Raw genomic sequence first — 25,893 nt, 5'->3', positions numbered from 1 at the left:
AAAGAGCCTCCTGAACTGAATCAGGAGGCCCGGGCTATTTAGCGATTTAACAAGCTACCAACATATCGAAGTAACTCATTGGCTGAGGTAGAATTATATCCATACTCATCTACTAACGTCGCTACCACTTCATTCATCTTCTTCAGTTGCTGCTCATCTGGGGTTTTCGTAGACGTTGTGATCTTAACCACATCTTTGAGATCCGCAAACAATTTCTTTTGAATCGCTTCGCGGAGCCGTTCGTGGGATTGATAGTCGAACTTTTTTCCTTTCCGTGCGTAAGCTGAAATTCGAATCAGAATTTCTTCTCGGAATGCTTTCTTCGCGTTTTCCGAAATTCCAATTTGTTCTTCAATGGAACGCATTAGCTTTTCATCGGGGTGCATTTCTTCTCCCGTCAATGGATCCGTAAGTTTTGATTTATTGCAGAATGCCTCGACATTATCCAAGTAATTATCCATCAATGTTTTTGCAGATTCTTCATAGGAATAAACGAATGCTTTTTGGACTTCTTTTTTCGCCATCTCATCGTATTCTTTTCGGGCAATGGAGATGAAGTCCAAATATTTCTCTTTTTCTTCCTTAGAAATAGAAGCGTGACTGTCCAATCCGTCTTTTAAAGACCGAAGGACATCCAGTGCATTGATGGAAGTCATTTCCCGTTTAATGATAGTAGATGAAATTCGGTTAATGACATATCTAGGGTCAATACCGGACATCCCTTCATCTGAAAACTCCTTTTTCATTTCCTGTAAATCGGCATCGCTAAAGCCTTCGACATTTTGCCCATCATACAAATACATTTTCTTTAAAAGACTGATGTTCGCTTTATCTGATTCCTTCAACCTTGTTAAAATAGTAAACATAGCTGCCACACGAAGAGTATGTGGAGCAATATGCACATGACCGATGTCACTTTCATTTATCATCTTTTCATAAATTTTCTCTTCTTGGCTGATTTTCAAATTGTAAGGTACCGGCATGACAATCATCCGGGAGTGGAGGGCTTCGTTTTTCTTGTTGGAAATGAAAGAACGATATTCCGTTTCATTGGTATGGGCTACAACTAATTCATCCGCAGATATCAAGGCAAATCTCCCTGCTTTAAAGTTCCCTTCCTGGGTCAAAGACAGCAAATGCCAGAGGAATTTTTCATCACATTTAAGCATTTCTTGAAACTCCATGAGACCCCGATTCGCTTTGTTCAACTCTCCATCAAATCGATAAGCTCTGGGATCTGATTCTGATCCATATTCGGCAATCGTAGAGAAATCAATGGAACCAGTAAGATCCGCAATATCTTGTGACTTCGGGTCAGATGGACTAAATGTGCCAATTCCCGTCCGTTTATCCTCCGAGAAAAAGATACGCTCAACACGAACATCTTCAATTTTCCCTTCATACTCCTCTTCCAAGCGCATTCTGTTAAGTGGGGATAGGTTCCCTTCAATCCGAATACCGAACTCTTCTTCAAAATCCTTACGTAGGTGCTGTGGAATTAAGTGTAGGGGATCCTCCGCCATTGGGCATCCTTTGATCGCGTACACCGCGCCTTCATCGGTATATGTGAATTCTTCTAGACCTCGTTTTAACAGCGATACGAGCGTGGACTTCCCTCCACTAACAGGTCCCATTAACAATAAAATTCGTTTACGTACATCTAACCTTCTAGCTGCTGGGTGAAAATATTCTTCCACCAATTTTTCTAAAGCATCCTCTAGACCAAACAGCTCATCGCCGAAAAATTTATATGTTTTCTTACCATCTACTTCTTCGATTCCTTTTTGCTTGATCATATTATACACACGCGAATGAGCAGTCTGAGCCAAGTATGGCTTCTCCTTCAATAGCTCGAGGTAGTCCACCAACGTTCCTTCCCACTGAAGTTTTTCCTGTTCCTCACGAACACCCTGTACTTTCCTTAGAATATCCAATAGGGATACCTCCTATAAAATGTCTTCCAAGCTCTAGGAATGCTTTGCTGTTTATCCATGCAGTCCTGTAAAGTAAAAAGATAAGTAGTATAATCTATGTAAAAAACGGGGGAATGATGAATAAACAGACGGAATGAGTTCACAAAAATGGGCAGATTCGGTATAATGAGCATAGACATTATTACATACTAGAAATATGTAGGGACGAAGATAAAGGAGGATACACCAATGACAATGGGAATTGCATTATTACTAGGTGTTAGTGCTGTATTTTTAATCGCCATTTTCGCAGCTGGTTACGATACAAAGGATATTTCGAAAAAATAATACATGAAAAAACGTCAGCTTATTTTTTGCTGACGTTTTTATTTTAAGCCAGGAAAACCTTGTTGTCTTAAGACCTCATATATTAAGATTGCTGCTGTGTTCGAAAGATTTAACGACCGTACCTTATCATTCATATGAATCCGTAAACAGCGATCTTCTTTCCCTTCCAACAAAGCATGTGGGATGCCATTCGTTTCTCTCCCAAAAACGAAGAACATGTCTTTATCGATAGGACTAAAATCAAAGTCCGTATAAGCTTTCGTACCGAAGTTTTCTATATAATAAAAATCCCCGCCCGGATATGTGTCATACAATTCATCTAAAGAATCATAGTAATGAATCGTAACATCCTTCCAATAGTCCAGCCCTGCTCTTCGCAGCATCTTGTCCTCGGTAGAAAAACCGAGTGGTCGAATGAGATGTAGCGATGTGTCGGTTGCTAGGCACGTTCTTGCTATATTACCTGTATTTGCAGGAATTTCTGGTTGAAATAATACAATATGATTTGCCACTTGTTTCACCTCTAGCCAATTAATAACTTGATAAGTATAGCATATCTTTTGGTAGAAGAAGTATTCTGGGCTTTGGTTGGTCAGGCTTTGGTGTACAGTTTTTCCGGCGTTTGCAGCCAGGATTTCGGCGCTTTGACCTGATTTTCCGGCGTTCGTTTACTTTTTTCGGCGTTCAGGTTTTTTTCGGCGCTCACATGCCGGATTCCGGCGGTTATCTTCGCATTTTGGCGCTTTGACCTGACCTGGTTTTTCGGCGTTTGTTTGCTTTTTTCGGCAGTCGCGGGTTAAATACCGGCGATCAACTTCATTCTCCGATTCGAAAAAACTTATATTGACAGTCCTCTGTCCATGCATATGAATCCTCATAAGACCAATAACGATGGCGACTGTTGCTTGTATGCGCATTGACAAGAGGCATTCCACTGCTATCCTTATCTACGACGATGGTCGTATGATTCCAACGCCCATCTCCTTCAAAGTCATAGCAAATCACATCACCTAGCATTAGATCTTCTGGTCGCTCTAGTTCTTTGCCCTTCAATCCTTGATTCGAACCAGATAAGTACCAACGAAAGGAATGGGCTACTGCCCAGCTGAAACTCCAGTTATCTCCGGAGAACCACCAGCCTTCTGATCGATTCGGCATTCCACGCATTGGGGCGCCACCAGCATGCAAACACTGGGAAATATAATTCGTACAATCGACATCAAAATTTTTGTAGTCGGGATTATAATCATCCCACCAACGTTCGGCATATTGAACCGCAGCTCTACGATCATAGACGAAACGTTCGTTATTCCGCATTTCTGAAGACTCAAACGGTTCGATAGCAGGAGCTTCTTCCTCGGTTGGTTCTGCTACCACACGGTCCTCAACAAGCTGATCTTTATAAAAAAGAGCTTGATGAGTAGCTTGTTGTTCCTCATGGTAAAAGGCATCGCCGTTTCGAATCAAAAAAGTAACATGAAGCTGGTATTGAAGGCTAGTTTCCTCTCCATCCCCGTCCAATAGTCGAAACAAATTCCCGTTTCCCGTAACACGTGCCACTTCATTTCCTCGTTGTTCATGTAACTGAATTTTTTTCGTTACCCAATTCTGCTCATCTAGCGCGCGATAACCATTGATTTGTTCCGTCCAATATTTTTCTATTTGTTCACTCTTTTTCATTTTCGCCTCACTCCTCCATTTATCAACGTATGTGAGAACGATAAGAGATAGAACAAAAAGTACCAGTGAACCTGCTAGATTCACTGGTACTTTCAATATTATCAGGTCCCTACCTCGAACCGAAGTCCTTTGTCCATTTCTTCTAGAACCTGTTCCTCTTTTTCTTTTTCCTTAGCTTTCACTATAGCTTGGAATGCTTGCTCCGTTCCAATTTTCCCGAGCGCCCAAGCAGCAGTTCCCCGAATTACTGGACGCGGGTCTTCGTTCATCACTCGAATCAATTCTTCCACTGCGCCTTCTTCTTTATAGTGCGCGAGTGCAATAATTGCGTTGCGCTGTATCGGTTTCTTGCCACGCCAAGAACCAGATATCTCGCCATACCTTTCATTAAACTCCCGGTTAGAAAGTTTAAGAAGTGGGAGCAATCTTGGCTTCACAATTTCCGGATCCGGTTCCATTTCCACATGTAGATGGAAGTCCTTTTTATGATTTTTCGGACAGACAAGCTGACAGGTATCGCAGCCATACAAACGGTTTCCGATTTTACTGCGATACTCATCCGGTAAAAAGTCTTTTGTCTGTGTTAGAAAGGCAATACATTTCTGGGCATTTAATTGCCCACCATTCACTAAAGCTCCTGTTGGACAAGCATCTAGACACTTCGTACACGTTCCACAGCTATCCTCTACAGGTTCGTCAGGTGGTAATGGAATATTCGTAACCATTTCCCCAAGGTACACGTAGGACCCAAACTCAGGGGTTATGATCATTGTGTTTTTCCCACTAAATCCAATACCTGCTCGTTCTGCTACCGCACGATCAGAAAGCTCTCCAGTATCGACCATTATTTTATGATGGAAGCCGGGAACTTTTTCTTCTAAAAAAGCAGCAAGTTGGGAAAGTTTATCGCGTAACACGTCATGATAATCACGGCCCCACGATGCGCGGCAAAACAAACCACGTCGATCACCCTTCACACTTTTCGGAGCGTTTTTCATTCGGGAGGGATAGGCAAGGGCTATTGCAATGATGGATTGTGCTTCTGGCAAAAGACGGGTAGGTTCCGTACGCTCTTCGTTACTTCCTTTTTCGAAACCAGACTGGTAGCCGAGTTCCTGCTGCCTCTTAAGTCGTTCTTTTAACTCCGTAAACACATCCACGGAAGCAAAACCTATTTTATCAATACCGATGGATTTGCTATAAGCGATGATTTCTTCTTTTAAATCATGATAGGACATGCCTTCCCTCCTCTCTATTTACGTCATATCTTTTACTTTTGCGCGGCGCAATCGATTGAGTGCAGCGGCGATTTCAAACCGTCTTGGTCTGGCTAAGTCTCCCGGATGCTGGTCCGGAAATTTCGTAAAGGCCTGTAAACCTTTTTCTGTCATGATCTGTTCGAGTTCATCTAACAACTGTTCTAAAGAAAGACCTTCACTTTTTTTCGAATGGTCTAGATACTTGAAGATTTCCGCTATAGTTCGAGTTTGAGAGGAGTCTACTAATTGTTCCACTCCATTCAAATCAAGCATATCACGTTCCATTAGAATCGATTTTAATCCTTTTGCCTGAACCTTTCCTTTTCGCCCTGTAGAAAAACTGGCAGATAAGAATGTTCGTTTCGTTAAATCACCAAACTCGCCTGCAACGTTCTCGAACTTAGTTGGATACTTCTTCGCAATTTTTTTGGCTTTATCCGTTACAAGATGAGGCTTATAGTCTTCCATCATAATCACATCATCAGCCACATCAAAATAATCTCCCGAACCACCCATCACTAATATAGAAGAAACGTTCCTTTGTACCTTTAACTGCTTTATTTTATCAATAAACGGTGTGATCGGTTCTTTATCATCCACGACTAATTCCTTCATACGTTGGTCACGGATCATAAAGTTCGTCGCACTTGTATCTTCGTCCATTAGTATCGTTGAAGCACCTGCCTCTAAGGCTTCTACTACATTGGCAGCTTGAGATGTACTGCCACTTGCATTTTCTGTTGAAAACGCCCTGGTTGATTGTCCATGTGGCAAATTATTGATGAAAGGAGAAATATTAACGCGCCGAATGCCTCTTCCATCCTCTGCTCGAACTTTGACCGCCTGAGGATCTGTTAGCACAAATTCCCGGCCATCCCCTTTTATATGATGATACACTCCCCGTTCAATCGCATTCAACAGGGTACTTTTACCATGGTAGCCTCCCCCAACAATCAAAACAATACCTTTTTTCAAGGCCATACCTGAAAGTGGTTCTTTGCGATGAGGGATATCGATGGATACACGTTTATCCTCAGGAACCTCAAAAGGAACTGCATCATGTAAGGGCTGATTACTGACACCGCTTTTCCTGGGTAAGATGGAGCCATCTGCTACAAAGACGGTCCAATCATTTTCTTGCATCTTTTCGCGAATGGCTTTATGTTGATCTGCTAGCTTTACGACTTCTTCTATTTCTTCATCTTGAATAGAGAAAACTGACTGCTTCAAGATGGTTGGAAGAACGGTGAAAAACAGCTTCTCCGCTTCCTTCCCATTAATTTTACGACCATTAGCTGGCAGCCCAACCATTAAGCAGATTGTCGTTTGCCTCTCATCAATGGAAACAGCTGTGCGTTCTAATATTTCTTGACCAGGCTTATCAATAGAAATCATTCCGCTTTTTCCAGATCCCTTGATGAAAGTCTGATTTTGATTGATCGCCTTTTCGACAGTTCGCGCAATCTTATCTTCTGTATATATTTTTCGTTTTTTTTCTTTCTTCCATTCTGATTTGATTTTGTAATATTGATCCGGAATAATAATCCTTATTTTCGAAGGCGATGCAAAAGGATCTCCTTGGACATAATCAATCATCAGCTCATACCGATGAAACTCGTATTTTCCTTGAATAGATTTGTAACCTTTATACCCTTTTCCATCTATTTGCTTTAGTAATTGTTGAAGTTTCTTCAAACTAAGAACACCTCTTTTTAAAACTGTATCAATCACTAGGATACAATCTCAAAAGCAAGACTATCAAGCGAAACACGGTCAAAAGCATCCTAAGAAATTAAAAAACGCAATGCTTCGTTTTAAAACGAAACACTGCGTTGGTCCCATAAATTGGAGCGGGTGAAGGGAATCGAACCCTCGACATCAGCTTGGAAGGCTGAGGTTTTACCACTAAACTACACCCGCTTGGTTTTAAGTGCTGAATCTTTATGGAGTTCACACAAGACATGCCCTTGCATCTTCTAGTTATTTCAAGGAAGCGTATGCTTCAGGGCAACTCGTAGATTACTCGGTGGAAGTATCGCTCGTCACTAAACTACACCCGCATGGTTTTAAGTGCTGAATCTTTATGGAGTTCACACTCTAGATGATGTGTATGGACCCCTGCATCTACTAGCTTATTCATAGATGATTCATGCTTCGGGGTTACTCGAAGATCATTCGGTGGAAGTATCGCTCGTCACTAAACTACACCCGCGTGATTATAAGTGCTAAATCCTTATAAAGTTCACACTCTAGATGACGTGTATGGACCCCTGCATCTACTAGCTTATTCATAGATGATTCATGCTTCGGGGTTCTCGAAGATCATTCGGTGGAAGTATCGCTCGTCACTAAACTACACCCGCATGGTTTTAAGTGCTGAATTCAGAACAAATATGTATTCTTAAAGCTTGGTTCCCCCAAGTCATGTTGTTTATTATAGCAACCAAAAAATAGTCTTTCAACCCAAAAATTAAATTTTATTTAAAAAATGTTAAAAAATCTTACATCATTTTAATATATTCGTAATATAGCATACTTAGAATGAGAGGTATCACACAAATACTGAATATTTTGATATAATAGTATCCATTCATACATCTTAAGGTGAAAGAAGGAGGAAGTGAGATGACCGTACACTCCTATGTATTATCACAGCTAGAATTTGTAGATCGTCATAGCCTTACTTATCCATTTGAAGAAAGAGGCTTACAATTTGGCGATGGTGTTTATGAAGTAATTCGCGTTTATGGTGGGAACTATTATCTGAAGAACGAGCACGTTGACCGACTTTTTCGTTCGGCCGAAGCGGTTAAGATAGACCTTCCTTTTTCCAAAGATGAACTTCATGCTAGTCTTAGTGAATTGTTGTCCAAAAATAATGTTACGGGTAATGCAAAAGTTTATCTTCAGGCAACAAGAGGGTCCGCTACCCGTGATCACGTTTTCCCTTCTGTGCCCGCTAACTTTTATGCCTATGTGCAAGACATGCCACGGCCAGAGGAGAAACTTCGACATGGTGTGTCTGCTATCGTACGTCCAGACATCCGTTGGCAAAATTGTTATATCAAAAGCTTAAATTTACTACCTAACGTTTTAGCTAAACAAGAAGCTAGTGAGTACGGGGCCTATGAAGCAATCCTTCATCGTGACGGAAAAGTAACTGAATGTAGCTCATCCAATGTATATATCGTTAAAAAAGGAACCGTGTACACACACCCTGAAACGAACCAAATCCTACACGGATGTGTTCGGGCACGAGTGAAACAATTAGCCTACCAAGAAAAAATTCCGTTTGTCGAGGCAGCTTTTTCAGCTACACAGTTAATGGAAGCAGACGAAGTTTTCGTCACCAGTAGTACATCAGAAGTCATGCCAATTGTTCAAGTGGATAATCAAACCATTGGCAACGGCAAGCCCGGAAACATCACCTCAAAACTACAACATGCGTATGCAGTAGATGCGAATATTGCAGACTATTCTATTGTAGGAAAGTAAAATGAGCGGTAGAGATTCTCTACCGCTTTTCCTATTTTCTGTTTATCACAAAATGCCGTCCAAACAAAGGAATTAAAAACGCAATTATTTTTTTCTAAAAAGTACGAAAAAAGACTAGATTTTCCACCTAAAAATGGTATGATATTAATCCATATAATTTTGTTCAAAAAGGGGGAAATCTATGAGGAAGATTATGATTATTGGAAGTGGTGGAGCTGGAAAATCCACACTTGCCAAACAGTTAGGAAACCTACTACATATTCCTGTGTATCATCTTGATTCTTTATTCTGGAAGCCGGGCTGGCAAGTAGCAGAGCGACAAGAATGGATCGAAAAGCAGTTAAAGCTAATGGAACAGGAAAGCTGGATTTTAGACGGTAATTATGGTGCTACGATGGAAGTAAGATTACAAGCAGCCGATACCGTTATCTTCTTAGATTACTCCACCATTCGTTGTCTCTATGGAATCGTGAAACGACGAATCCAATACCACGGCCGAACTCGACCTGACATGGGAGAGGGGTGTCCCGAAAAACTCGACCTAGAATTTATACGATGGGTTGCTCGCTTCAAAAAAGATAAATCACCCACGATAAAAGAACGCCTTAAACAATCTTCTGAGATCAACATCATCCGATTAACCGGACCAAAACAAACCAAACATTTCCTTCAAGAATTACAACAAGAAATTTCCTAGTTATTACATACAAAGAAAGGATGCAAGTCCTCTTCTGGAGACCCGCATCCTTTCTTTTATTTTTCCCTTTTCACTAAAAAGTGCATTTTTTGTACGGAAGCTTCAAAATCATGAGGAAGCATTGGCTTACTTAACAGGAATCCTTGTCCGATTTTACAGTGATTACGGATTAAGAAATCACGTTGTTCTTCCAGCTCGACTCCCTCCGCTACAATCTTATCAGCTACATGATTTCCAATACTAATGATATCCTTCATCAAATTAGACGCTTTGTGATTTTCCATAAGGTCCTTAATAAAGGATTGGTCAATTTTTAGCGTATCAATATTTAAATCCTTAATAATGTTTAAAGACGAATACCCTGTTCCAAAATCATCAATGGAGATTCGTATTCCCACATCCTTGAGTTGATTGATTACTTTTGTAGCCTCTTCAATATTCATCATGATTGTTTCCGTAATCTCAAGCTCTAAGTAGCTTGGAGAAAGGCCAGTTTCTTCTAATGTTTGTTTTACCAATTTTTTAAAGGACTTTTCTTTCATTTGTCTAGTTGAAACGTTAATAGAGATTGGTGCATGAAGAATCCCTTGCTGCTGCCACTTTTTGTTTTGGCGACAAGCTTCCTTCATCACCCATGTTCCTATATCCACGATTAACCCTGCTTCTTCTGCAACTGGTATAAATTCAGAAGGTTTTACTTCTCCAAATGGAGCCTTCCACCGCAGCAATGCTTCCATTCCTTCTATTTGACTCGTATTCAAATTTACTAAAGGCTGGTAGACAAGATAAAACTCTTTATTTTGTAATGCCTTTTGAAGTCCGGATTCTATCATTACTTTACGTGTGACCCGTTTGTCTAAAGACTCCGTATAGAATTGATAACTATTACGACCTCTTTCCTTCACTTGGTACATCGCGAGATCTGCACGTTTTATTAATGAATCCGGATCCTTTCCACTATTCGGATAAACACTAATTCCGATACTAGGTGTAGTAGTTGCTTCATGACCATCCAAAACTATCGGACTAGCAAACGCGGCTAACAACCTCTTTGCTACCCGAATAGCACCCTTTGCCCCAGTTTCATTTAATAGAATGATAAATTCATCTCCACCTTGCCTCGCGACAAGATCGCCTTCTCGTAACACGTTGTTCATTCGGTTAGACATTTCCTTCAAGAACATATCCCCCACATGATGTCCAAGCGTATCGTTTATTTTCTTAAAGTTATCAAAATCGATAAACATCACAGAAAATCTACTATTCGTTGTCTCGGCATGCTGTATCGCGGCTTCTAAATACTTCACTAGCATATATCGATTTGGTAATTTTGTAAGGGCATCATAATAAGCAAGTGTATTTAAGCGATTTTCTTTCGTCTTGTATTCGGTAATATCTACGGTTACACCATCCATACGAATGACCTGGCCATTTTCATCTAATGTAGGGGTTACGTTTGCACTGACCCACCTCACCACTTCTCCAGCGGGCACAACACGATATTCACATTTTACACTTTCACCCTTTAAGATTTTCTTAAAATGGGAACCAACTAATGCTATATCATCCTTATGGATTGTTTTTTTCCAACTACTACGATCACTCATCAAATCATCAAACGTAATGCCATGAACTTTCTTACTCCCTTTTGAACAGAACAAGACTTTCTTCTCCACGACATCATAGGACCAAATAAACGAATCTATCGTATCCATCAGACTTTGTAACAAGTGGTTTTGCTGGTGGATCTGTTTCTCTGCTTGCTTTCTTTCCGTAATATCGACAATAATGCCATTCACTTCTACCACTTTTCCGGCTTCATTCATGATTGGAGTGGCTTTATCACGAATCCATCGAATCTCTCCATCTGTTCGATAAATGCGATATTCCACATCTGTTGTATGACCAACTAGATATTTCTTCTCTGCAGCTTCTACTACCGGTTTGTCCTCTGAGAAAATAGCTTTTGTCCATAGGTTCGTATTCGTTTCAAACTCAGACCTTGTATAACCATATATTTTTGCATGTCCTTCCGACACGATACATTTACCCGTTTCAAGATTGTGTGTCCAAATCGTAGCATCGACACTATTAAATACTTTATTTAATTGTTCATTTTTTTCCTCAAGCATCCGATTTTTTTGTTTAATTTGGTTTGCAAAATATCCAACCGTGACAGCTAATGAAATGTTCAAAATTAGAGTAATAGTTACAATACCTAGTTTGGTAAAATCTTGATCCAGTACCTGGGACTGATACCATTCAAACGAAAAATTAGGCAAAGAGGTAAGGAAGGAAATAACCAATCCCCCACCAATTCCAGTAAAATAAGAAAACAATACCACGGAAACGGCGTTAATGATCCAAATCCATTCCGTCGTATTGTCCGTATTCGCTTCCATTACAAGGGAAGCAATATATAAATAAAAGAAAATAATCCAAACATAATAGGGAACTTTTTTGAAGCGTTGAGCGAAGGTTTTCATAAAAAGTATTCCTTTCGGTTTATACTCTTATTTTATCCTATTACAATTTTTTGGTAAATATAAAAACTTAGTATTTTGCATAAATTAAGAAAGTTTTTTACTTTTTTGAGTAGACCAATTAACAAGGAAGATACCAGCAAATATAAAAGCACCACCAATAATTACATACCACTTAATAACCTCATCTAGTAGGATCCAACCGGAAAGCACGCCAAAAAAAGGAGCTAAAAATAAAAAAGCACTTGTTTTTCCCGGGTCTCCAATCCTTAATAAATAAAACCAACCTGCAAATTGCACGATAGACGCCATAATGGCAAGCCAAGCTAATAGGAAAACAGATGCAGTCGTAATATCAAACTGTGGCTCTTCTAAGATAAAGCTTCCTCCGAACAAAAGTAGTCCGCCACTAAGCATTTGATAAGCCGTTAATACCCAGTTATCTACCTCGGCACCCCACGTCTTAATAAGCAATGTACCGATGGCCCAGGAAACCGCTGAAAGGAAACCAAGGAGTGTTCCAATTTTCCAATCCACGTGTGCACCAAACGTAATAAATACTCCAATAAATCCGATGATGACACCAATCCATTGACGCATGGAATATTTCGCTTTCATAAACAGTGTTCCAAAAATCACGACGAGTAAAGGGTTAATAAAGGTTAGGATGGATGATTCTCCTGCCGTGATTGTCCGCAAGCTAACAAAGATGCACCCCATTACACCTGCTGTTTGAAACAAACCAATTACAACTACTTTTAACCACGTCCTTGTATCAGTAGGATGCGGTCTCTTCCACAAAAATACGACGAGCGCCATAATCAACCCAGCTATTGTAAAGCGTAATGCAACCAATAAGATAGGCGTCGCATAAACAAGACCCATCTTTCCTACGGCAAAAGAAGAACCCATAAGAGCCGTTGTCAATAGAACTAATAATCCAAAATTTAATTTTCTCATGGTCATCCCCTTTTCCTAATCCCTTGCATCATATCAAACTCTTTTAATCGCAAACAATCTATCTGCCCGTATGTTTTGGAACGAACCAGGCTCCAAATCAATATGATGGTAGCAGATTCGATAAAAAGGAAATGTAAGGAGTGAAAAAATGCCTGCCATTAGTGGGAAGGAATTTATGGATAGAATAGACCGGCAAGACACGGAGATTTGGTTAGATGGCAAAAAGGTAAGTGGAAAACTTTCCAATCATCCCGCCTTTAAGGGTGTTTTAAAGGAAAAAGCGCACCTTTATGACCAACAGCTTGGCCAATCTCTTACTTATACCTCTCCTCAAACAGGAGACCCGGTCGGACTCTCATACCTACAGCCTAAGTCTAAAGAAGATTTGATACAGAGGCGGCACATGATCGAAGCTTGGGCACAGTCCACATATGGATTAATGGGTAGAAGCCCTGACTATATGAATACCGTTGTTACAGCTTTCGCTTCTTCTATTGATTATTTAGAAGGAAAAGAAAATTGTTTTCCGGAAAATATAAAAGCTTTATATGAACGAGCGAGGGAGGACGATCTGTCTTTCACCCATACATTTGTAAACCCGCAAGTAAACCGCTCGCAACTAAACTTTGAGGATTCAGAGGAACCTATTTCCGCACGAATGGTGGATGAAAATGAAGATGGAATTATCATCAAAGGTGCCCGACTTCTTGCTACACAAGGCGGGTTAACCGATGAAGTGCTGGTCTTCTCCGCTGGAGGAGTGCTGGACCCAGCCCATGCCTTTGCCTTCTCTATTCCGTCTGATACAAAAGGATTGAAGTTTATTTGTCGCCCTTCCTTTGTCGGAGGAGAATCGAAATTCGATCATCCTTTAAGTACACGATACGATGAAATGGATACGATACTTGTCTTTGATAACGTTCTTGTACCTTGGGACAGAGTGTTCTTTTATAACAACTTGGAAGTTTCGAATTCATTTATGATTAAAAGCTCCTTTCAGCATCTTGCTCTACATCAAGTCCTAACAAGACAGGTTGTAAAATTAGAGCTCGTTCTTGGTATTGCTGAAACCATTGTGCAAACAATCAATATCGGAGAGTACCAACACATACAAGAAAAAGTGGCGGAAATAATTACTTGTATGGAAACGATGAAAGCTCTTCTTCTTAAATCTGAGCAGGAAGCTGAGCTGGATGACTGGGGATATATGCGCCCAAACATTAATCCTCTTCGCGTAGCAAGTAGTAGTTTCCCCAAAATTTATCCGCACTTAACGGAAATTTTGCAATTGCTCGGTGCTAGTGGAATGGTCACGATACCATCCGAGAAGGATTTCGCCTCCCCTATCCAATCCTTCTTGAATCAATATGTGCAAGGAAAAAATGCGGATGCGGAAACAAGGGTAAAAATTTTCCGATTAGCATGGGACCTTACAATGAGTGCCTTTGGTACACGTGAGACGCTTTACGAACGATATTTCTTTGGGGATCCTATTCGATTATCAAGCATGGTCTATAAAACCTATCCGAAGGAGGAGTTTGTGGATCGAGTGAAGAATTTTTTAGATATAGAGAATTAGAAGTCAGGCGCTTGGATTTCACCTATTTCAAGCGCCTTTTTTCATGTGATTTATGTTACATTAAAGTAAAAGAAGGTTCATACAGATATTAGAAAAGATCACCATGGAGAGGAATGAATTCGGTGATTATACCTAAACATATAGTGTCAGCGGCTACGGTTGTTTTAAATGATCACAACGAAATCCTACTTATCAAAGGTCCTAGACGCGGTTGGGAGATGCCTGGGGGACAAGTGGAGGAAGGCGAATCCTTACAAGATGCAGCTATTCGTGAAACGAAAGAAGAGTCTGGAATAGATGTAGAAATAATAAAATTTTGCGGGATTTTCCAAAATGTATCCCATTCAATTTGTAATACGTTATTCCTTGCCAAGCCCATTGGCGGCACATTGACCACTAGTCCAGAAAGCTTAGAAGTTGGCTTCTTTCCAATTGAACAAGCCTTTGAAATGGTGACATGGCATAATTTTAGAGAACGTATTGAACATTGCCTAAATGAGGAGCAACATCCTTTTTATATATCTTTCTAGTAAGGAGGTATTTCGTATGTCCTACCACGAAGATAACGAGAATAAACCGTTCAATGATGCTATGGATCACATGCAAAAGATAGAAGGCGTGCCTAATAATAGTGGCGGCCGTTTACCGTTAGGAATTAGATTCATAGGCTATTTCCTGGTTGGAGGCATTGCACTTATCATACTATTTGGGTTGGTAGCTTCCCTCTTAGACTAGTATTCTTTCAGCACCTTATATTTGTATTTTATTTTATGGTAAGGAACGAGAATTAACGGATTATCCATTGGTGTAAAGAGTTCGATATTCTCCTGATCTTCATCGGGAGAAAACCATTTTCTTCTCCATTGTTTAATCACATCGCCTTTAATCCCAATTTTAATGACTCCCTCTTGCTCTTTATATCTCCATATTCCGTTTTGTTTCGTAAATTCTAATGGATTACGAATTTTTTTATACGGAATGTCCTCAACAATTTCTACACGATAAAGCTTTTCTGCTCGAAACATTTCTATCACCCTCCGATTTTCATCTATACGAATCACCACAGAAAAAAGTTTCTCTAGGATTAAAACTCTATATGTTTTACTATAATAGAAAGATGAAAAAAAGGAAGTGCAACCGTGCTTAATCATGGAACTCAAGCAAATCGTGAACATCTCCACGCAGATTGTCAAAACTGTTTTGGACTGTGCTGTGTCGCCTTGCCATTTTCTAAATCTGCTGACTTTTCCAAGGATAAGGAAGGCGGAACACCATGTTCTCATTTACAGTGTGATTTTCGTTGCAGCATTCATGAAAATTTAAGAGGAAAAGGATATCGTGGATGTACTGTCTATGAATGCTTTGGAGCAGGACAAAAGGTGTCCCAACACACTTTTAGAGGAAAAGACTGGCGTGAACACCCAGAAGTGGCTGAGGCTATGTTTCAAACCCTTCCGATCATGCAACAGTTACAAGAAATGCTATGGTATCTTACAGAGGCTTTAACATTAAAAGTTACTGCTGCGATCCATGATGAATTGAGACGAGCGATTGAAAAAACGGAGAAGCATACCCTATTAGAGGCTGAATCTATACTCTCTTTAGACGTTGCTACTCATCGAGCGGAAATCAATCTTTTACTCTTAGAAACCAGTCATTTAGTCCGAGAAGAAACGAAGAGAAAATATAACATGAACAAGATAGCTTATCCAGATAGAGGTGCAGATTTGATTGGTGCAAATCTTGCTAAAAGAGACTTGAAAGGTTGTAATTTTCGCGGTGCCTATTTAATTGCCGCAAACATGCAATCCGCCGATTTACGAGGCTCTGACTTTATTGGTGCGGATATGCGTGATACCGATCTGAGAGGTGCGAATCTTTCAGAATGTATATTCCTGACACAGGATCAGTTAAATGCGGCAAACGGGGACATTCATACGAAGCTACCTTCCCACCTAATACCCCCTATGCATTGGACACAAATGTAAGCAATTTATAAGACAACTGCAATACCTTACTAAACAAAATTAAATTCATTCGGTTCTAAAGGAAAAACATCTCCAATTGCACGCTTCCTGCAATTGGAGATGTTTTACATGAACCATTTACCAACCGACTGCATTGCCTTCCCTTCTACCCCAGGTTCGTTGGGACCATAACGAATAATACTCGTAATTTCTGAGTCATCCAAAATCGTCCTGTAGTAGTCATCGCCTCTTCCGCATTACCTTGAAACATTAAGAATGGAGTAATCTTTGACATCTTGGTTTAGCCCCTTTCCTTTAAGATCCCCAAATACTCTTGCCATGGTCCGACATCTGTTCGATACCTTTCAGCCATCACACGTACAATTTGAGAAATATGAGTTAAATCGTGAACCGCCCAAGTAGAGATAAGCTCCCTAACTTTCACGACACCAAACGCCGGGTGATAGCCTGTTTTTTCTAAATCCTTGTCTTGAACAACAAGTTTCTTAAGTTTGTCTACATTTTGCATTCTTAATGCTCTGAATTCTGCTAACTGCTCTCCAACTAGTCGTTCTTTTTTCTCCAAATGGGAAAAGCGGTCAAAGGCAGGGAAAGCTTTCGTTTCTCCTTCTTGGAGGATAAACTCTAATCTCGGGACCCAGTTATACAATTCTCCATCAACTAAATGTTCAACAACCTCGGAAGCAGTCCAAGTCCCTTCTCCTTCGTTACATTGCAACCACCCATATGATAAGCCATTCAAAAAGTGTTCTAAAGTCTCTGGTGTCCGTTCCAGAATTTCCATTGCTTCATGAAACTGAAAGTTCATAGGCGAGCTCCTTTCCGTCATCTATACTTTTTCTCTATTTTACCAAAATCTACTGTCTAAGGTGCCATAATCTCGTATTGAATTAGTTTAACATCTAGCTCCTTATCCAGTGGCTTTGGAAATAAATTAGTAAGATAGACTAAGAGAAGAAATACAAAGAAGATAGCAACTATTTGCCTGGTTTTCATTTTCCTTCATCCTTTACCCTTTTCATTAATCAAATCATATGTCACACAGACCAGAAGGAATGGCGTATGACAGATGGTGAAGTAGCTGGTTATTCATACAAAAGTAAAAAGAGAGAGCATTTTTTGCCCTCTCCTTTACCAACTATAAAGACTTCATTAAATTAGCCATTTCTATCGCCGATACAGCCGCTTCTGCGCCTTTATTTCCTGCTTTTGTACCAGCACGTTCAATTGCTTGCTCTATATTTTCTGTCGTTAACACTCCAAAAATGACTGGCAAATTCTCTTGCATCGAAACACTTGCTACCCCTTTGGATACTTCATTACAAACATAATCATAATGCGAGGTAGAGCCTCTAATCACTGTGCCTAACGTAATAATAGCATCGAAGTTTCCGGATACGGCCATTTTTTTCGCAACTAAAGGGATTTCAAAAGCTCCTGGTACCCAAGCAACCGAAATGTCCTCTTCCTTTACTCCATGCCGTCTTAATGTGTCCTCTGCTCCACCTAACAATTTACTTGTGATAAACTCATTAAACCTTCCGACCACAATGCCTATTTTTAAGTCTGTGCCAACAAAGTTCCCCTCAAAAATCTGACTCATTTTTAACGCCTCCTAAAAATGTAATAAATGATCCAATTTTTCTTGTTTCGTTTTTAAGTAAAATTCATTGTTTTTATTTACAGGTATTTCAATCTCCTCCCGTTTGATCACTTCTAATCCATACTCCTTCAACCCAGCTATTTTTCTTGGATTATTTGTTAACAAACGTAACTTCTTAATACCTAAATCTTTCAATATTTGGGCACTGACCGCGTAGTCCCGCTCATCCTCCGCAAAACCTAGCTGATGATTGGCCTCGACCGTGTCAAACCCGTCTTGCTGAAGCTTATAAGCTTTTAATTTATTTAATAAGCCAATTCCTCGGCCCTCTTGTCGCATATACACAAGGACCCCTTTGCCTTCTGCTTCTATTTGCGCCAAAGCTTTCTCTAATTGCGGACCACAATCACAACGATGAGAACCAAACACATCGCCAGTTAAACACTCAGAATGAATGCGGACTAAAGTCGATTCATCAGCTTGGAATTCCCCTTTAAATAAAGCAAGATGTTCCTTTCCATTTAATCGATCGACATAAGCAGCCAACTTGAAATCACCATACTTAGTTGGTAGAAGAATTTCTTCTTCCTTCATAATAAGTGCATCATGTCTTTTTCGGTACGCAATTAAATCTTTAATTGTAATGATGGAGAGCCCATGCTTTTCCCCGATTTCCACTAGCTGAGGTAAGCGTGCCATCGTACCATCGTCATTCATAATTTCACAGATGACTCCTACAGGATCTGAACCAGCTAACCTTGCTAAATCAACCGCTGCTTCCGTATGACCCGGTCGTTCTAACACCCCCATTTCTTTTGCTATGAGAGGAAACACGTGGCCTGGACGTTTAAAATCTTCGGAGGCCGTTTCTGAATCTAACATTTTTTGTATCGTTAAGGATCGTTCAAATGCACTTATTCCAGTATGCGTGGTTTTGTAATCCACACTAACCGTGAATGCCGTCTGATGTGAGTCTGTATTTTCGGACACCATTGGATGAAGCTTTAACCTCATCGCTGTCGTTTGATCCATCGGTGTACAAACTAGCCCTTTCCCTTCTGACACCATAAAATTGATCACTTCAGGGGTTGCATGCTCGGCCAGCACAACGAAATCTCCTTCATTCTCGCGGTCTTCATCGTCTACGACGATAATCATCTTGCCTTCCTGTAACTCTTGTATTACCTTTTCAATCGTCTGAAACATGCAAGCCCTCCTAGTCGATAAACCCGTATTTTTCTAATTGTGCCATTGTTATTTCGCTAGACTTCTTTTCCTTATGAAAGGTGAGGAAACGTTCCATGTACTTCGCTAGCATGTCGAACTCTACATTTACTCTATCCCCTTGCTGCTTATTTCCAAGGATTGTAGCCCTCTGTGTCTCAGGTATAAGAGAAATGTCAAATCCATTATCACGCACATTAAAAACAGTTAGAGATGTACCGTCCACACATATGGATCCTTTCTTTGTTAGGTAAGGAAGTCCATCTGCTGGAATTTTCACCGATACATACAAGGCATTGTCCTCCCGCCAAGTCCTTCCTATTTCCCCAACAGTGTCTACATGACCAGAGACAAAATGGCCTCCGAACCTTCCCGAAGCATGCATCGCTCTTTCCAAATTAACCGAGGAGCCAACACTAACCTCAGCTAAAGAGGTTGCCCGAAAAGTTTCAGGAATGACATCCACCATAAAGGAGTCAGAAGTGTACTGAGTTACCGTTAGACAAACTCCGTTCACGGCTACACTATCTCCAATCGCAAGGTCTGATGGCAACTTAGTTGCTTTGATGATTAAGGAAAGAGATTTTTGATTTCGAGTAATACTTTTCACCTTCCCTTTCTCTTCCACGATACCCGTAAACATTTACTTCGCCTCCTTCGATCGTGCTGTAATTTTAATGTCGCTCCCCAATTGCTCAACTTTTACTACATCAAGATCTATGGCATCTTTCATCCATTCTGGTGAGTTGCCACCAACTGAAGGAAAAGCATCTGAACCTCCTAACAGCTTTGGTGCAATATACCAATGGCACTCATTAAAAAGTCTTTGAGCGACAAACTGACCGTGAATCGTGCTTCCACCTTCTACATACAAGGACTGAATACGCTGTTCTCCTAAGAGATTTAAGACAGTCTCCAGTTCTACCTGCTTCGTATCTAACGAAAAAACTTTTACATGTGGATAATGCGTTTTAAAAGAATCCACATCTGCATTTCTTCCACAAATAATCCAAGTCGGTGCTTCATGATTCAACAAGACTTTAGAGTTTTTGGCAATACGAAGTTTCGTATCTAAAATAATTCGAATGGGATTTTTACCACCTTGGGGCAATCTGGTGGTTAGTTGAGGGTTATCCTGAAGAACCGTATTAACGCCTACTAAAATAGCATCATGTACGTCTCTTTGACGGTGAACATCTAACCTTGCATCAGAAGACGTAATCCATTTACTATCCCCATTTGCAGTAGCTGTTTTTCCATCGAGTGTCATGGCAGATTTTAGCGTGACATACGGTCTTTTCGTTTGAATAAAATGAAAAAATTTGCGGTTTAATTCTTGTGCTCTTGTTTCCTGTACACCTACTTCTACTTCTATCCCCGATTGCTTCAACTTTTCTATTCCTTTACCAGCAACCTCAGGGTTAGGGTCTAAGCAAGCCACATATACCTTCCGAATGTTGTGTTCGATGATTAAATCCACGCACGGTGGTGTCCTGCCAAAATGGGAACATGGTTCCAAGGTTACATACATATCAGCACCTACTGCCGATGGTCCAGCCTGTTTAATAGCAAGAACTTCCGCATGTTCATGGCCGGCTCTTAAATGAGTACCCATGCCGATAATCTGGTTATCTTTAACGAGAACGGCACCCACACTTGGATTCGGGCTAGTTTGCCCGATAGTTGCCTCTGCAATCGAGAGAGCTATGTCCATATATTCCTCTTTTGTCATCGCATCACATCCTTCCTTTGTATTGGAAGGAAAAACAAGAAAAGCCCCAGAAATAATTCTGGGGCTTCGAATCAACAACAAATAAACGTACTTCAAGTACGAAGATTTTCCTTTTACCATCCAGACTATACTGTCGGCTTTGGAATTTCACCAAATCCACCTTCGCATGTAACATGCTCCGGGTCACGGACTGAGGATAACGTTTACCTATACCCATCACCGTCGGTCGGGAATTGCACCCTGCCCCAAAGGAAATCCTTATTCGATTAGTATTACTATAACACCATAAAAACTGAAATGCACGTGTTCAGCTTGAATTAATTTAATTTTTTCCCTAAGATCACGTATGAGTTCTCCGTATCACTAGGATAAAATGGTTCCTTCACCACTTGCCAATCCATTTTTTCATACAATCGCCGTGCTGTAAGATTATCCACTTGAGTGGTCAAAATAGCTGTCTTATGGTTTGATTCCTTTAACAATTCCATCATAATCTGCCTTCCATAACCACGATTTCTTTGGGAGGGTCGTACCGCTAACTCCACCACTTCAAAACAATCATCAAGCCAATTTTGTTGCTCGGATTCAGCTAAAGCTTCTCTAAGTAATTCATTGTAATACTGACCTTTTTGCGAGGTATATCCATAAGCAAATCCTACCGGTTCTTCACCCTCTGATAGAATAAAACCTTTATACCCCTCATAATTGGAATGCCTAAGAATCCGTTCCCTAATAAACGAATCCTCACTTTGCCATGTTTCCTTGTAAATTTCAGTTAACTTTTCGATTTGTTCTTCTCTTCCAGTTACTACTGTTAGTTGGCCCACTTCTTCTCCTCTCCATCCTTACAAATAACCCTTTTATAATAGAATACTACAATTAGTAATAGGATTGGGTTAAGTAATACAGAGTATCCTAAATTCCACCAACCATAATAAAAATATCCCCAAGGCTGCGGTAATTGAGTTAGAAGTTCATAGGCTAATAAGACAACTTCCCAACAGAGAAAATATATGATTTGTTTTCCAATAGAACGCTTAAATGGATACCAATTGATAAATATATGGTTCACTGGAGGCAGTAATAAAAGAACAGCAGGCAACGATATCCAGTCTACATCAGGGGAGAAATACCAATACGCATTATATTTAATATCAATGTATGTATCAAAAACAGCTTGAAAAGCTATCGTAAAGCACCAAATATGTGCTATTTCCTTACGAGTCAAATCCTTGTTTGTTTTGTAAGCCAGGATGTTAAAAATAACAATAGCAGTAAGTAGTCCAATCATAAGTTGAAGTCCTTTTTACTTATTATCCTGTCCAACATATTGCTGTGTATTAAAAAAAAGAAGCGCAAAATGCGCCTCTCTAAGGTACTTCATATCCCATCGATGCATGTAATATCTCAAACCATTGATCTAACGACAGCTTGTAATCCAATGCTTTTACCGCTTTTTTAATCCGTTCTTTTTTACCAGACCCAACAATCGGCAAAATGGTTGCAGGATGTGCAAGTAACCAAGCGTATAATACTTGATCGATGCCATCCGCACCTAGTTCCTCTGCCACTTTCGTTAAAGCAGTACGAAGGCGTTTGGCCTTTTCTTCATCGCTCGAGAAAACCTTTCCGCCAGCTAATGGAGACCAAGCCATCGGTGTAACTCTTTTTTCTTGGCATAAGTTGACCGTACCATCGTCAAAGTTTTCCAGCACGTAAGCAGAAAGCTCGATTTGATTGGTTACTAGGTTAAAATCCAGATACGATTGCAGCATGTTATATTGGTGCTGCTTAAAGTTGGACACCCCAAAATGACGTACTTTTCCCGCTTGCTTTAACTCCAAGAAAGCACTTGCCACTTGCTCAGGGTCCATAAACGGATCCGGACGGTGAATAAGCAACGTATCTAAATAATCGGTTTGCAAATTTTTTAAAGAATTCTCGACGGACTCTAATATATGCTTTTTACTCGTATCGTAATGATGGGATTTATGTTGTGGACGTCTAGGTGACTTAAACACAATGCCACACTTTGTCACTAACTCCATTTTACTTCTTAATTCTGGCTTTAAAGCTAGTACTTTGCCGAATAGCTCTTCATTTAGAAATCCACCGTAAATGTCCGCATGATCAAAGGTTGTAATTCCTAACTCTAAGCAATATTCCATTAAATCCAATGTATCTTCCGGAGTGTGATTCCACTCATTCAAACGCCATAGTCCGTGAATAATTCGAGAAAAGGATAAATCATCCGCAAGCTGAACTCTTTCCATGAATGTAACTCCCATCTATATGTAATTGCTTTCATTATCTCTAATATGTAAGGAAAAGACAAATGAATGGTTTTTCTGTTTGTGCCCCTTCTCATCCAGCCACTTACTAACCAACCAAATGTCAGCCCAACTGCTTCACAAACAACACTCGGTCGACCCCTTCCCCATCATAATTAGAATGAACCGGAACACCCTCTATTTCCTTATCGCCTTCTTCTATGGAAAAGCCAATCCTTGTATGATAAGCAATCGATTGCTTGTTCACAGGCGAAGTAATACATCGGACAGTTCGAACCCCTAACTTGGCAACTTCAGCAAAAAAAGTCTCATAAAGCTTACTTGCCAGCCCATTCCCCCTATTTTTCGGATCAATGGCAATTAAATGAATATAAGCTTCGTTCGGCTGGCTCTGAGACAGGAAACCAACTAAAAAACCGATCATCTTTCCATTCTCTTCGGCTACAAAACTGGTCGTTTGAAAATGTTCAAATAAGTATTTGGGTGCTAAGTGCGTCATCTCTCGACCACCCCACCAATCATTCATCACAGATTGAATCCTATAAAAGTCCTCTGATTTTAAGCTTCTGATCATGCATCGTATTCCTTTCCTAATGAGTGTAGGAGAATAGGGCTAGATTAATAAATCTGTACCCCATTTTTCCATTACACTGATTGTAACACTTAGATTCTTTTTACAGTCCGTTCGAATAGGAATAGCAAAATTAAAAACTAACGATTCGGAAAACTGATAGATTCTCACCTATACCTATGTAACAGGGAAATTAAGTTTCATCGTTAAGCAGCTCTTTTATCTACTTGATTTATCAACTTCGCTTGTATTAACCGTCTTCTAACGATTATTCCAAGCCAGCTCGCTAAAAATGCTTTAATAAGACCGACGGCTATAAATGGATAGACACCTGCTCCTAGTGCTTGTCCCCATGTCATATCAAGAACGAGTTTCAATTGAACAGTACCAAATATCAATGTAATGATCATTCCAATGGTATTAGCAATCATTGCCATAGTTATTGTGAATTTCGTTTTTTCAAGAATGAGTCCTGTTACATATGCGGTAAGAATAAATCCAAAGATATATCCACCTGTTGGCCCGATTAAAATCTGTGCTCCCCCTTTAAATCCAGCAAAAACAGGCAATCCAACAGCTCCTAAAAGGGCATAGCATACCATAGCAATTGCCCCATACCTACTTCCGATAATGGTTGCAGTCAAACCGACCGCTAAAGTTTGTCCACTGATTGGTACAATCGGCAGCGGAATTTCTACCTGTGCCAGAATAGCAGTAATTGCTGCGAATAGGCCGCAAACAATGACAGCATGAAGTTTCGAATTTCTGTTATACAAAATAACCCCTCCAATGTTAACCTAATAAAATAAAGGTTAACATATATATTCAGGTTTTGGTAGTATTTTATGTCTTGTCGTTCATTAACTAGGAAATACCGTAAAAGGAGACGGTAAAAAACGCCTTTACTAGGTAAAGACGTAAGATTATGATTTTGTTGGTCTATTATTCCTTTTCTAGGAGGATCAAGCATATCTTTCTTTTTTTTAATTCTTCTTCTATTTGCTTTAAAAATTCTTCACTTAGTTCTAAAGTCACGGCTTTTTTATAAGCTTCAATAAGTACCTTATCCGATAGATAGTCCAATGTCCTTCCCCCTACTCGCACATTTTAAAGAAAGGGCAAAGGGCTGTCGACTGTAAAAAAGAACGATAAAGCATTAATTTTACCCGTTCACCTATTTATTCAGATCCATTAGATAGAATAATCGACCTTTAACGTAAATTTCGGGACTAATTACTTATCTTTCTTTGAAATGCTTCTTCCAGCCCTGGCTAGATACGTAAGCATGTTTGTCATAATCTTTAAAGTGAACAAGAAAGGTTTTTCCAGATCGTTCAATGAAATCTAGATGTTGGGTATTCACGATATAAGAGCGATGTGTTCTCAAAAAAGCTTTTCCAATCATTTTATCAAAATGCTCCAAAGTTTCGGTTGTTTTAAGAATTTTATCTTTAGTATGAATGTGGACAGCATGTTCTACTTTTTCTAAGAACAATATATCTATCTTATCAATAAAGTAATGGCATCGTCCTTGTTTGATCGAAAGTCTGTGAGCGCTCTCTAAGTCATTACTGTTTGTCGCATGAATGGCTTGTTTCACTTTTTCAATCGCTCTTAACAAACGCACTGATTCTATTGGCTTTACGATATAATCGATGGCGGACACATCAAAAGCATCCACCGCATATTCACTATACCCCGTGATAAAGATAACTTTTAGATGCGGAAGTACTTTCATACACTCTTTTATCGCCGATAACCCATCTATTTTTGGCATACTAATATCCACAAGTAAGAAGTCCGGCTTCCTTTTCAAGGTTTGCTTTACAAGCTCTTCTCCATCCCCAACTTCTGCTACCACTTCTATATCCGTTAAGTCCTCTAAAAAAAGCAGCAAGATTTCCATATGATGAACGTTATCCTCGCCAACAATAACTTTATATTTTTCTATGCTGATCACACCCTTTTGCCTGAAAAACTTATTCTTGTCAAGATACTTTATTATAGCTTGGAATTGTAACCTTTTTCATCAAGCATTATTTAACATTTTTCCGCTATTTCAATTTTCTG

General features: G+C 39.9%; 27 protein-coding genes, 1 tRNA gene, 1 pseudogene and 1 riboswitch. Of the genes and pseudogenes, 6 read left to right on the top strand and 23 right to left on the bottom strand.

All coding sequences use genetic code 11. The annotated features are described in order from the left end of the window. Positions 1–38: 38 nt before the first annotated feature. From KO561_RS05055 to KO561_RS05030, 6 genes are all read right to left on the bottom strand, one after another. The gene (locus KO561_RS05055; RefSeq protein ID WP_231096048.1) at positions 39–1,934 is read right to left on the bottom strand and encodes a PrkA family serine protein kinase; all 1,896 of its coding nucleotides are present in this window, start codon (positions 1,932–1,934) and stop codon (positions 39–41) included. Between the two features lie 365 nt (positions 1,935–2,299). Continuing rightward, positions 2,300–2,773 (bottom strand): tRNA (cytidine(34)-2'-O)-methyltransferase, encoded by a 474-nt coding sequence (locus tag KO561_RS05050; protein ID WP_231096047.1) that lies wholly within the window; start codon positions 2,771–2,773, stop codon positions 2,300–2,302. 304 nt (positions 2,774–3,077) lie between these two features. After that, entirely contained in the window at positions 3,078–3,941 is an 864-nt protein-coding gene (locus tag KO561_RS05045; RefSeq protein WP_231096046.1) for an amidase domain-containing protein, read from the bottom strand. A gap of 101 nt (positions 3,942–4,042) precedes the next feature. Continuing rightward, a complete protein-coding gene (gene queG, locus KO561_RS05040; RefSeq protein ID WP_231096045.1) occupies positions 4,043–5,179 on the bottom strand; it encodes a tRNA epoxyqueuosine(34) reductase QueG in 1,137 nt (378 codons plus the stop codon). Between the two features lie 18 nt (positions 5,180–5,197). Beyond that, on the bottom strand, positions 5,198–6,895 hold the full coding sequence (locus KO561_RS05035; protein WP_231096044.1) for an ABC-ATPase domain-containing protein: 1,698 nt from the start codon (positions 6,893–6,895) through the stop codon (positions 5,198–5,200). A gap of 151 nt (positions 6,896–7,046) precedes the next feature. Further along, a tRNA-Gly gene (locus KO561_RS05030) sits at positions 7,047–7,120 on the bottom strand. Between the two features lie 705 nt (positions 7,121–7,825). Between KO561_RS05030 and dat the strand changes: the two genes are divergently transcribed. Further along, positions 7,826–8,695: a D-amino-acid transaminase gene (gene dat, locus KO561_RS05025; protein ID WP_231096043.1), complete on the top strand. Its 870-nt coding sequence runs from the start codon at positions 7,826–7,828 to the stop codon at positions 8,693–8,695. A 181-nt stretch (positions 8,696–8,876) separates the two neighbouring features. After that, a complete protein-coding gene (locus KO561_RS05020; RefSeq protein WP_231096042.1) occupies positions 8,877–9,392 on the top strand; it encodes a DNA topology modulation protein in 516 nt (171 codons plus the stop codon). 56 nt (positions 9,393–9,448) lie between these two features. On the opposite strand, the gene KO561_RS05015 is transcribed toward KO561_RS05020, so the two are convergent. After that, a complete protein-coding gene (locus KO561_RS05015) occupies positions 9,449–11,878 on the bottom strand; it encodes a sensor domain-containing protein (RefSeq protein ID WP_231096041.1) in 2,430 nt (809 codons plus the stop codon). 84 nt (positions 11,879–11,962) lie between these two features. After that, the gene (locus KO561_RS05010) at positions 11,963–12,835 is read right to left on the bottom strand and encodes a DMT family transporter (RefSeq protein WP_231096040.1); all 873 of its coding nucleotides are present in this window, start codon (positions 12,833–12,835) and stop codon (positions 11,963–11,965) included. Positions 12,836–12,983: 148 nt separating this feature from the next. Here KO561_RS05010 and hpaB point away from each other — a divergent pair, with 148 nt between their 5' ends. The 3 genes from hpaB to KO561_RS04995 all read left to right on the top strand — a co-directional run bounded on the left by hpaB (position 12,984) and on the right by KO561_RS04995 (position 15,149). After that, positions 12,984–14,414 carry a 4-hydroxyphenylacetate 3-monooxygenase, oxygenase component gene (hpaB, locus tag KO561_RS05005; protein ID WP_231096039.1) on the top strand — a complete coding sequence of 477 codons (1,431 nt, stop codon included), beginning with the start codon at positions 12,984–12,986 and terminating at the stop codon, positions 14,412–14,414. A gap of 113 nt (positions 14,415–14,527) precedes the next feature. Next, positions 14,528–14,944, top strand: a complete 417-nt coding sequence (locus KO561_RS05000) for an NUDIX hydrolase (RefSeq protein ID WP_231096038.1) — start codon at positions 14,528–14,530, stop codon at positions 14,942–14,944. 16 nt (positions 14,945–14,960) lie between these two features. Beyond that, positions 14,961–15,149 (top strand): hypothetical protein, encoded by a 189-nt coding sequence (locus tag KO561_RS04995; protein ID WP_231096037.1) that lies wholly within the window; start codon positions 14,961–14,963, stop codon positions 15,147–15,149. Here KO561_RS04995 and KO561_RS04990 read toward each other — a convergent pair. Next, a complete protein-coding gene (locus KO561_RS04990; protein ID WP_231096036.1) occupies positions 15,146–15,439 on the bottom strand; it encodes a hypothetical protein in 294 nt (97 codons plus the stop codon). The genes KO561_RS04995 and KO561_RS04990 overlap by 4 nt on opposite strands. 114 nt (positions 15,440–15,553) lie before the next feature. Between KO561_RS04990 and KO561_RS04985 the strand changes: the two genes are divergently transcribed. Continuing rightward, positions 15,554–16,402 carry a pentapeptide repeat-containing protein gene (locus KO561_RS04985; RefSeq protein WP_231096035.1) on the top strand — a complete coding sequence of 283 codons (849 nt, stop codon included), beginning with the start codon at positions 15,554–15,556 and terminating at the stop codon, positions 16,400–16,402. Between the two features lie 125 nt (positions 16,403–16,527). On the opposite strand, the pseudogene KO561_RS04980 reads toward KO561_RS04985, so the two are convergent. The 14 genes and pseudogenes from KO561_RS04980 to KO561_RS04920 all read right to left on the bottom strand — a co-directional run. Continuing rightward, a pseudogene (locus KO561_RS04980) lies at positions 16,528–16,676 on the bottom strand (VOC family protein); the annotation flags it as partial. A 6-nt stretch (positions 16,677–16,682) separates the two neighbouring features. Continuing rightward, the gene (locus KO561_RS04975) at positions 16,683–17,210 is read right to left on the bottom strand and encodes a DinB family protein (protein ID WP_231096034.1); all 528 of its coding nucleotides are present in this window, start codon (positions 17,208–17,210) and stop codon (positions 16,683–16,685) included. A 56-nt stretch (positions 17,211–17,266) separates the two neighbouring features. Beyond that, entirely contained in the window at positions 17,267–17,398 is a 132-nt protein-coding gene (locus tag KO561_RS20410; protein ID WP_269140696.1) for a hypothetical protein, read from the bottom strand. Between the two features lie 142 nt (positions 17,399–17,540). Further along, entirely contained in the window at positions 17,541–18,005 is a 465-nt protein-coding gene (ribH, locus tag KO561_RS04970) for a 6,7-dimethyl-8-ribityllumazine synthase (protein WP_231096033.1), read from the bottom strand. A 12-nt stretch (positions 18,006–18,017) separates the two neighbouring features. Further along, the gene (locus tag KO561_RS04965; protein WP_231096032.1) at positions 18,018–19,211 is read right to left on the bottom strand and encodes a bifunctional 3,4-dihydroxy-2-butanone-4-phosphate synthase/GTP cyclohydrolase II; all 1,194 of its coding nucleotides are present in this window, start codon (positions 19,209–19,211) and stop codon (positions 18,018–18,020) included. Between the two features lie 10 nt (positions 19,212–19,221). Further along, complete coding sequence (gene ribE, locus KO561_RS04960; protein ID WP_231096031.1) at positions 19,222–19,872, bottom strand: riboflavin synthase; 651 nt, start codon at positions 19,870–19,872, stop codon at positions 19,222–19,224. After that, positions 19,873–20,961, bottom strand: coding sequence for a bifunctional diaminohydroxyphosphoribosylaminopyrimidine deaminase/5-amino-6-(5-phosphoribosylamino)uracil reductase RibD (ribD, locus tag KO561_RS04955; protein WP_231096030.1), 1,089 nt, complete (start codon positions 20,959–20,961; stop codon positions 19,873–19,875). A gap of 104 nt (positions 20,962–21,065) precedes the next feature. Beyond that, positions 21,066–21,218, bottom strand: a riboswitch (FMN riboswitch). A 60-nt stretch (positions 21,219–21,278) separates the two neighbouring features. Beyond that, entirely contained in the window at positions 21,279–21,788 is a 510-nt protein-coding gene (locus KO561_RS04950) for a GNAT family N-acetyltransferase (protein WP_231096029.1), read from the bottom strand. Beyond that, positions 21,776–22,252 carry a hypothetical protein gene (locus KO561_RS04945; protein WP_231096028.1) on the bottom strand — a complete coding sequence of 159 codons (477 nt, stop codon included), beginning with the start codon at positions 22,250–22,252 and terminating at the stop codon, positions 21,776–21,778. The genes KO561_RS04950 and KO561_RS04945 overlap by 13 nt, the downstream gene beginning before the upstream one ends. Before the next feature lie 79 nt (positions 22,253–22,331). Further along, entirely contained in the window at positions 22,332–23,234 is a 903-nt protein-coding gene (locus tag KO561_RS04940; RefSeq protein ID WP_231096027.1) for an aldo/keto reductase, read from the bottom strand. 121 nt (positions 23,235–23,355) lie between these two features. Further along, entirely contained in the window at positions 23,356–23,826 is a 471-nt protein-coding gene (locus tag KO561_RS04935; RefSeq protein WP_231096026.1) for a GNAT family N-acetyltransferase, read from the bottom strand. A 203-nt stretch (positions 23,827–24,029) separates the two neighbouring features. After that, the gene (locus KO561_RS04930) at positions 24,030–24,599 is read right to left on the bottom strand and encodes a biotin transporter BioY (protein ID WP_231096025.1); all 570 of its coding nucleotides are present in this window, start codon (positions 24,597–24,599) and stop codon (positions 24,030–24,032) included. A 166-nt stretch (positions 24,600–24,765) separates the two neighbouring features. Continuing rightward, entirely contained in the window at positions 24,766–24,906 is a 141-nt protein-coding gene (gene sda / locus KO561_RS04925; protein WP_231096024.1) for a sporulation histidine kinase inhibitor Sda, read from the bottom strand. Between the two features lie 154 nt (positions 24,907–25,060). Beyond that, the gene (locus tag KO561_RS04920) at positions 25,061–25,783 is read right to left on the bottom strand and encodes a LytR/AlgR family response regulator transcription factor (RefSeq protein ID WP_231096023.1); all 723 of its coding nucleotides are present in this window, start codon (positions 25,781–25,783) and stop codon (positions 25,061–25,063) included. Between the last annotated feature and the right edge of the window lie 110 nt (positions 25,784–25,893).

This window comes from Radiobacillus kanasensis, assembly GCF_021049245.1.
In the GTDB taxonomy this organism is placed as follows: Bacteria; Bacillota; Bacilli; order Bacillales; family Amphibacillaceae; genus Radiobacillus; species Radiobacillus kanasensis.
This window is presented reverse-complemented; position numbering and strand designations above follow the sequence as displayed.

Coding starts and splice junctions, on each gene's coding strand:
- KO561_RS05045 (WP_231096046.1), bottom strand. CDS start 3,941: ATGAAAAAGAGTGAACAAATAGAAAAATATTGGACGGAACAAATCAAT.
- queG (WP_231096045.1), bottom strand. CDS start 5,179: ATGTCCTATCATGATTTAAAAGAAGAAATCATCGCTTATAGCAAATCC.
- dat (WP_231096043.1), top strand. CDS start 7,826: ATGACCGTACACTCCTATGTATTATCACAGCTAGAATTTGTAGATCGT.
- KO561_RS05020 (WP_231096042.1), top strand. CDS start 8,877: ATGAGGAAGATTATGATTATTGGAAGTGGTGGAGCTGGAAAATCCACA.
- KO561_RS05015 (WP_231096041.1), bottom strand. CDS start 11,878: ATGAAAACCTTCGCTCAACGCTTCAAAAAAGTTCCCTATTATGTTTGG.
- KO561_RS05010 (WP_231096040.1), bottom strand. CDS start 12,835: ATGAGAAAATTAAATTTTGGATTATTAGTTCTATTGACAACGGCTCTT.
- hpaB (WP_231096039.1), top strand. CDS start 12,984: ATGCCTGCCATTAGTGGGAAGGAATTTATGGATAGAATAGACCGGCAA.
- KO561_RS05000 (WP_231096038.1), top strand. CDS start 14,528: ATGAATTCGGTGATTATACCTAAACATATAGTGTCAGCGGCTACGGTT.
- KO561_RS04995 (WP_231096037.1), top strand. CDS start 14,961: ATGTCCTACCACGAAGATAACGAGAATAAACCGTTCAATGATGCTATG.
- KO561_RS04990 (WP_231096036.1), bottom strand. CDS start 15,439: ATGTTTCGAGCAGAAAAGCTTTATCGTGTAGAAATTGTTGAGGACATT.
- KO561_RS04975 (WP_231096034.1), bottom strand. CDS start 17,210: ATGAACTTTCAGTTTCATGAAGCAATGGAAATTCTGGAACGGACACCA.
- KO561_RS20410 (WP_269140696.1), bottom strand. CDS start 17,398: ATGAAAACCAGGCAAATAGTTGCTATCTTCTTTGTATTTCTTCTCTTA.
- ribH (WP_231096033.1), bottom strand. CDS start 18,005: ATGAGTCAGATTTTTGAGGGGAACTTTGTTGGCACAGACTTAAAAATA.
- KO561_RS04965 (WP_231096032.1), bottom strand. CDS start 19,211: ATGTTTCAGACGATTGAAAAGGTAATACAAGAGTTACAGGAAGGCAAG.
- ribE (WP_231096031.1), bottom strand. CDS start 19,872: ATGTTTACGGGTATCGTGGAAGAGAAAGGGAAGGTGAAAAGTATTACT.
- ribD (WP_231096030.1), bottom strand. CDS start 20,961: ATGACAAAAGAGGAATATATGGACATAGCTCTCTCGATTGCAGAGGCA.
- KO561_RS04945 (WP_231096028.1), bottom strand. CDS start 22,252: ATGATTGGACTACTTACTGCTATTGTTATTTTTAACATCCTGGCTTAC.
- KO561_RS04940 (WP_231096027.1), bottom strand. CDS start 23,234: ATGGAAAGAGTTCAGCTTGCGGATGATTTATCCTTTTCTCGAATTATT.
- KO561_RS04935 (WP_231096026.1), bottom strand. CDS start 23,826: ATGATCAGAAGCTTAAAATCAGAGGACTTTTATAGGATTCAATCTGTG.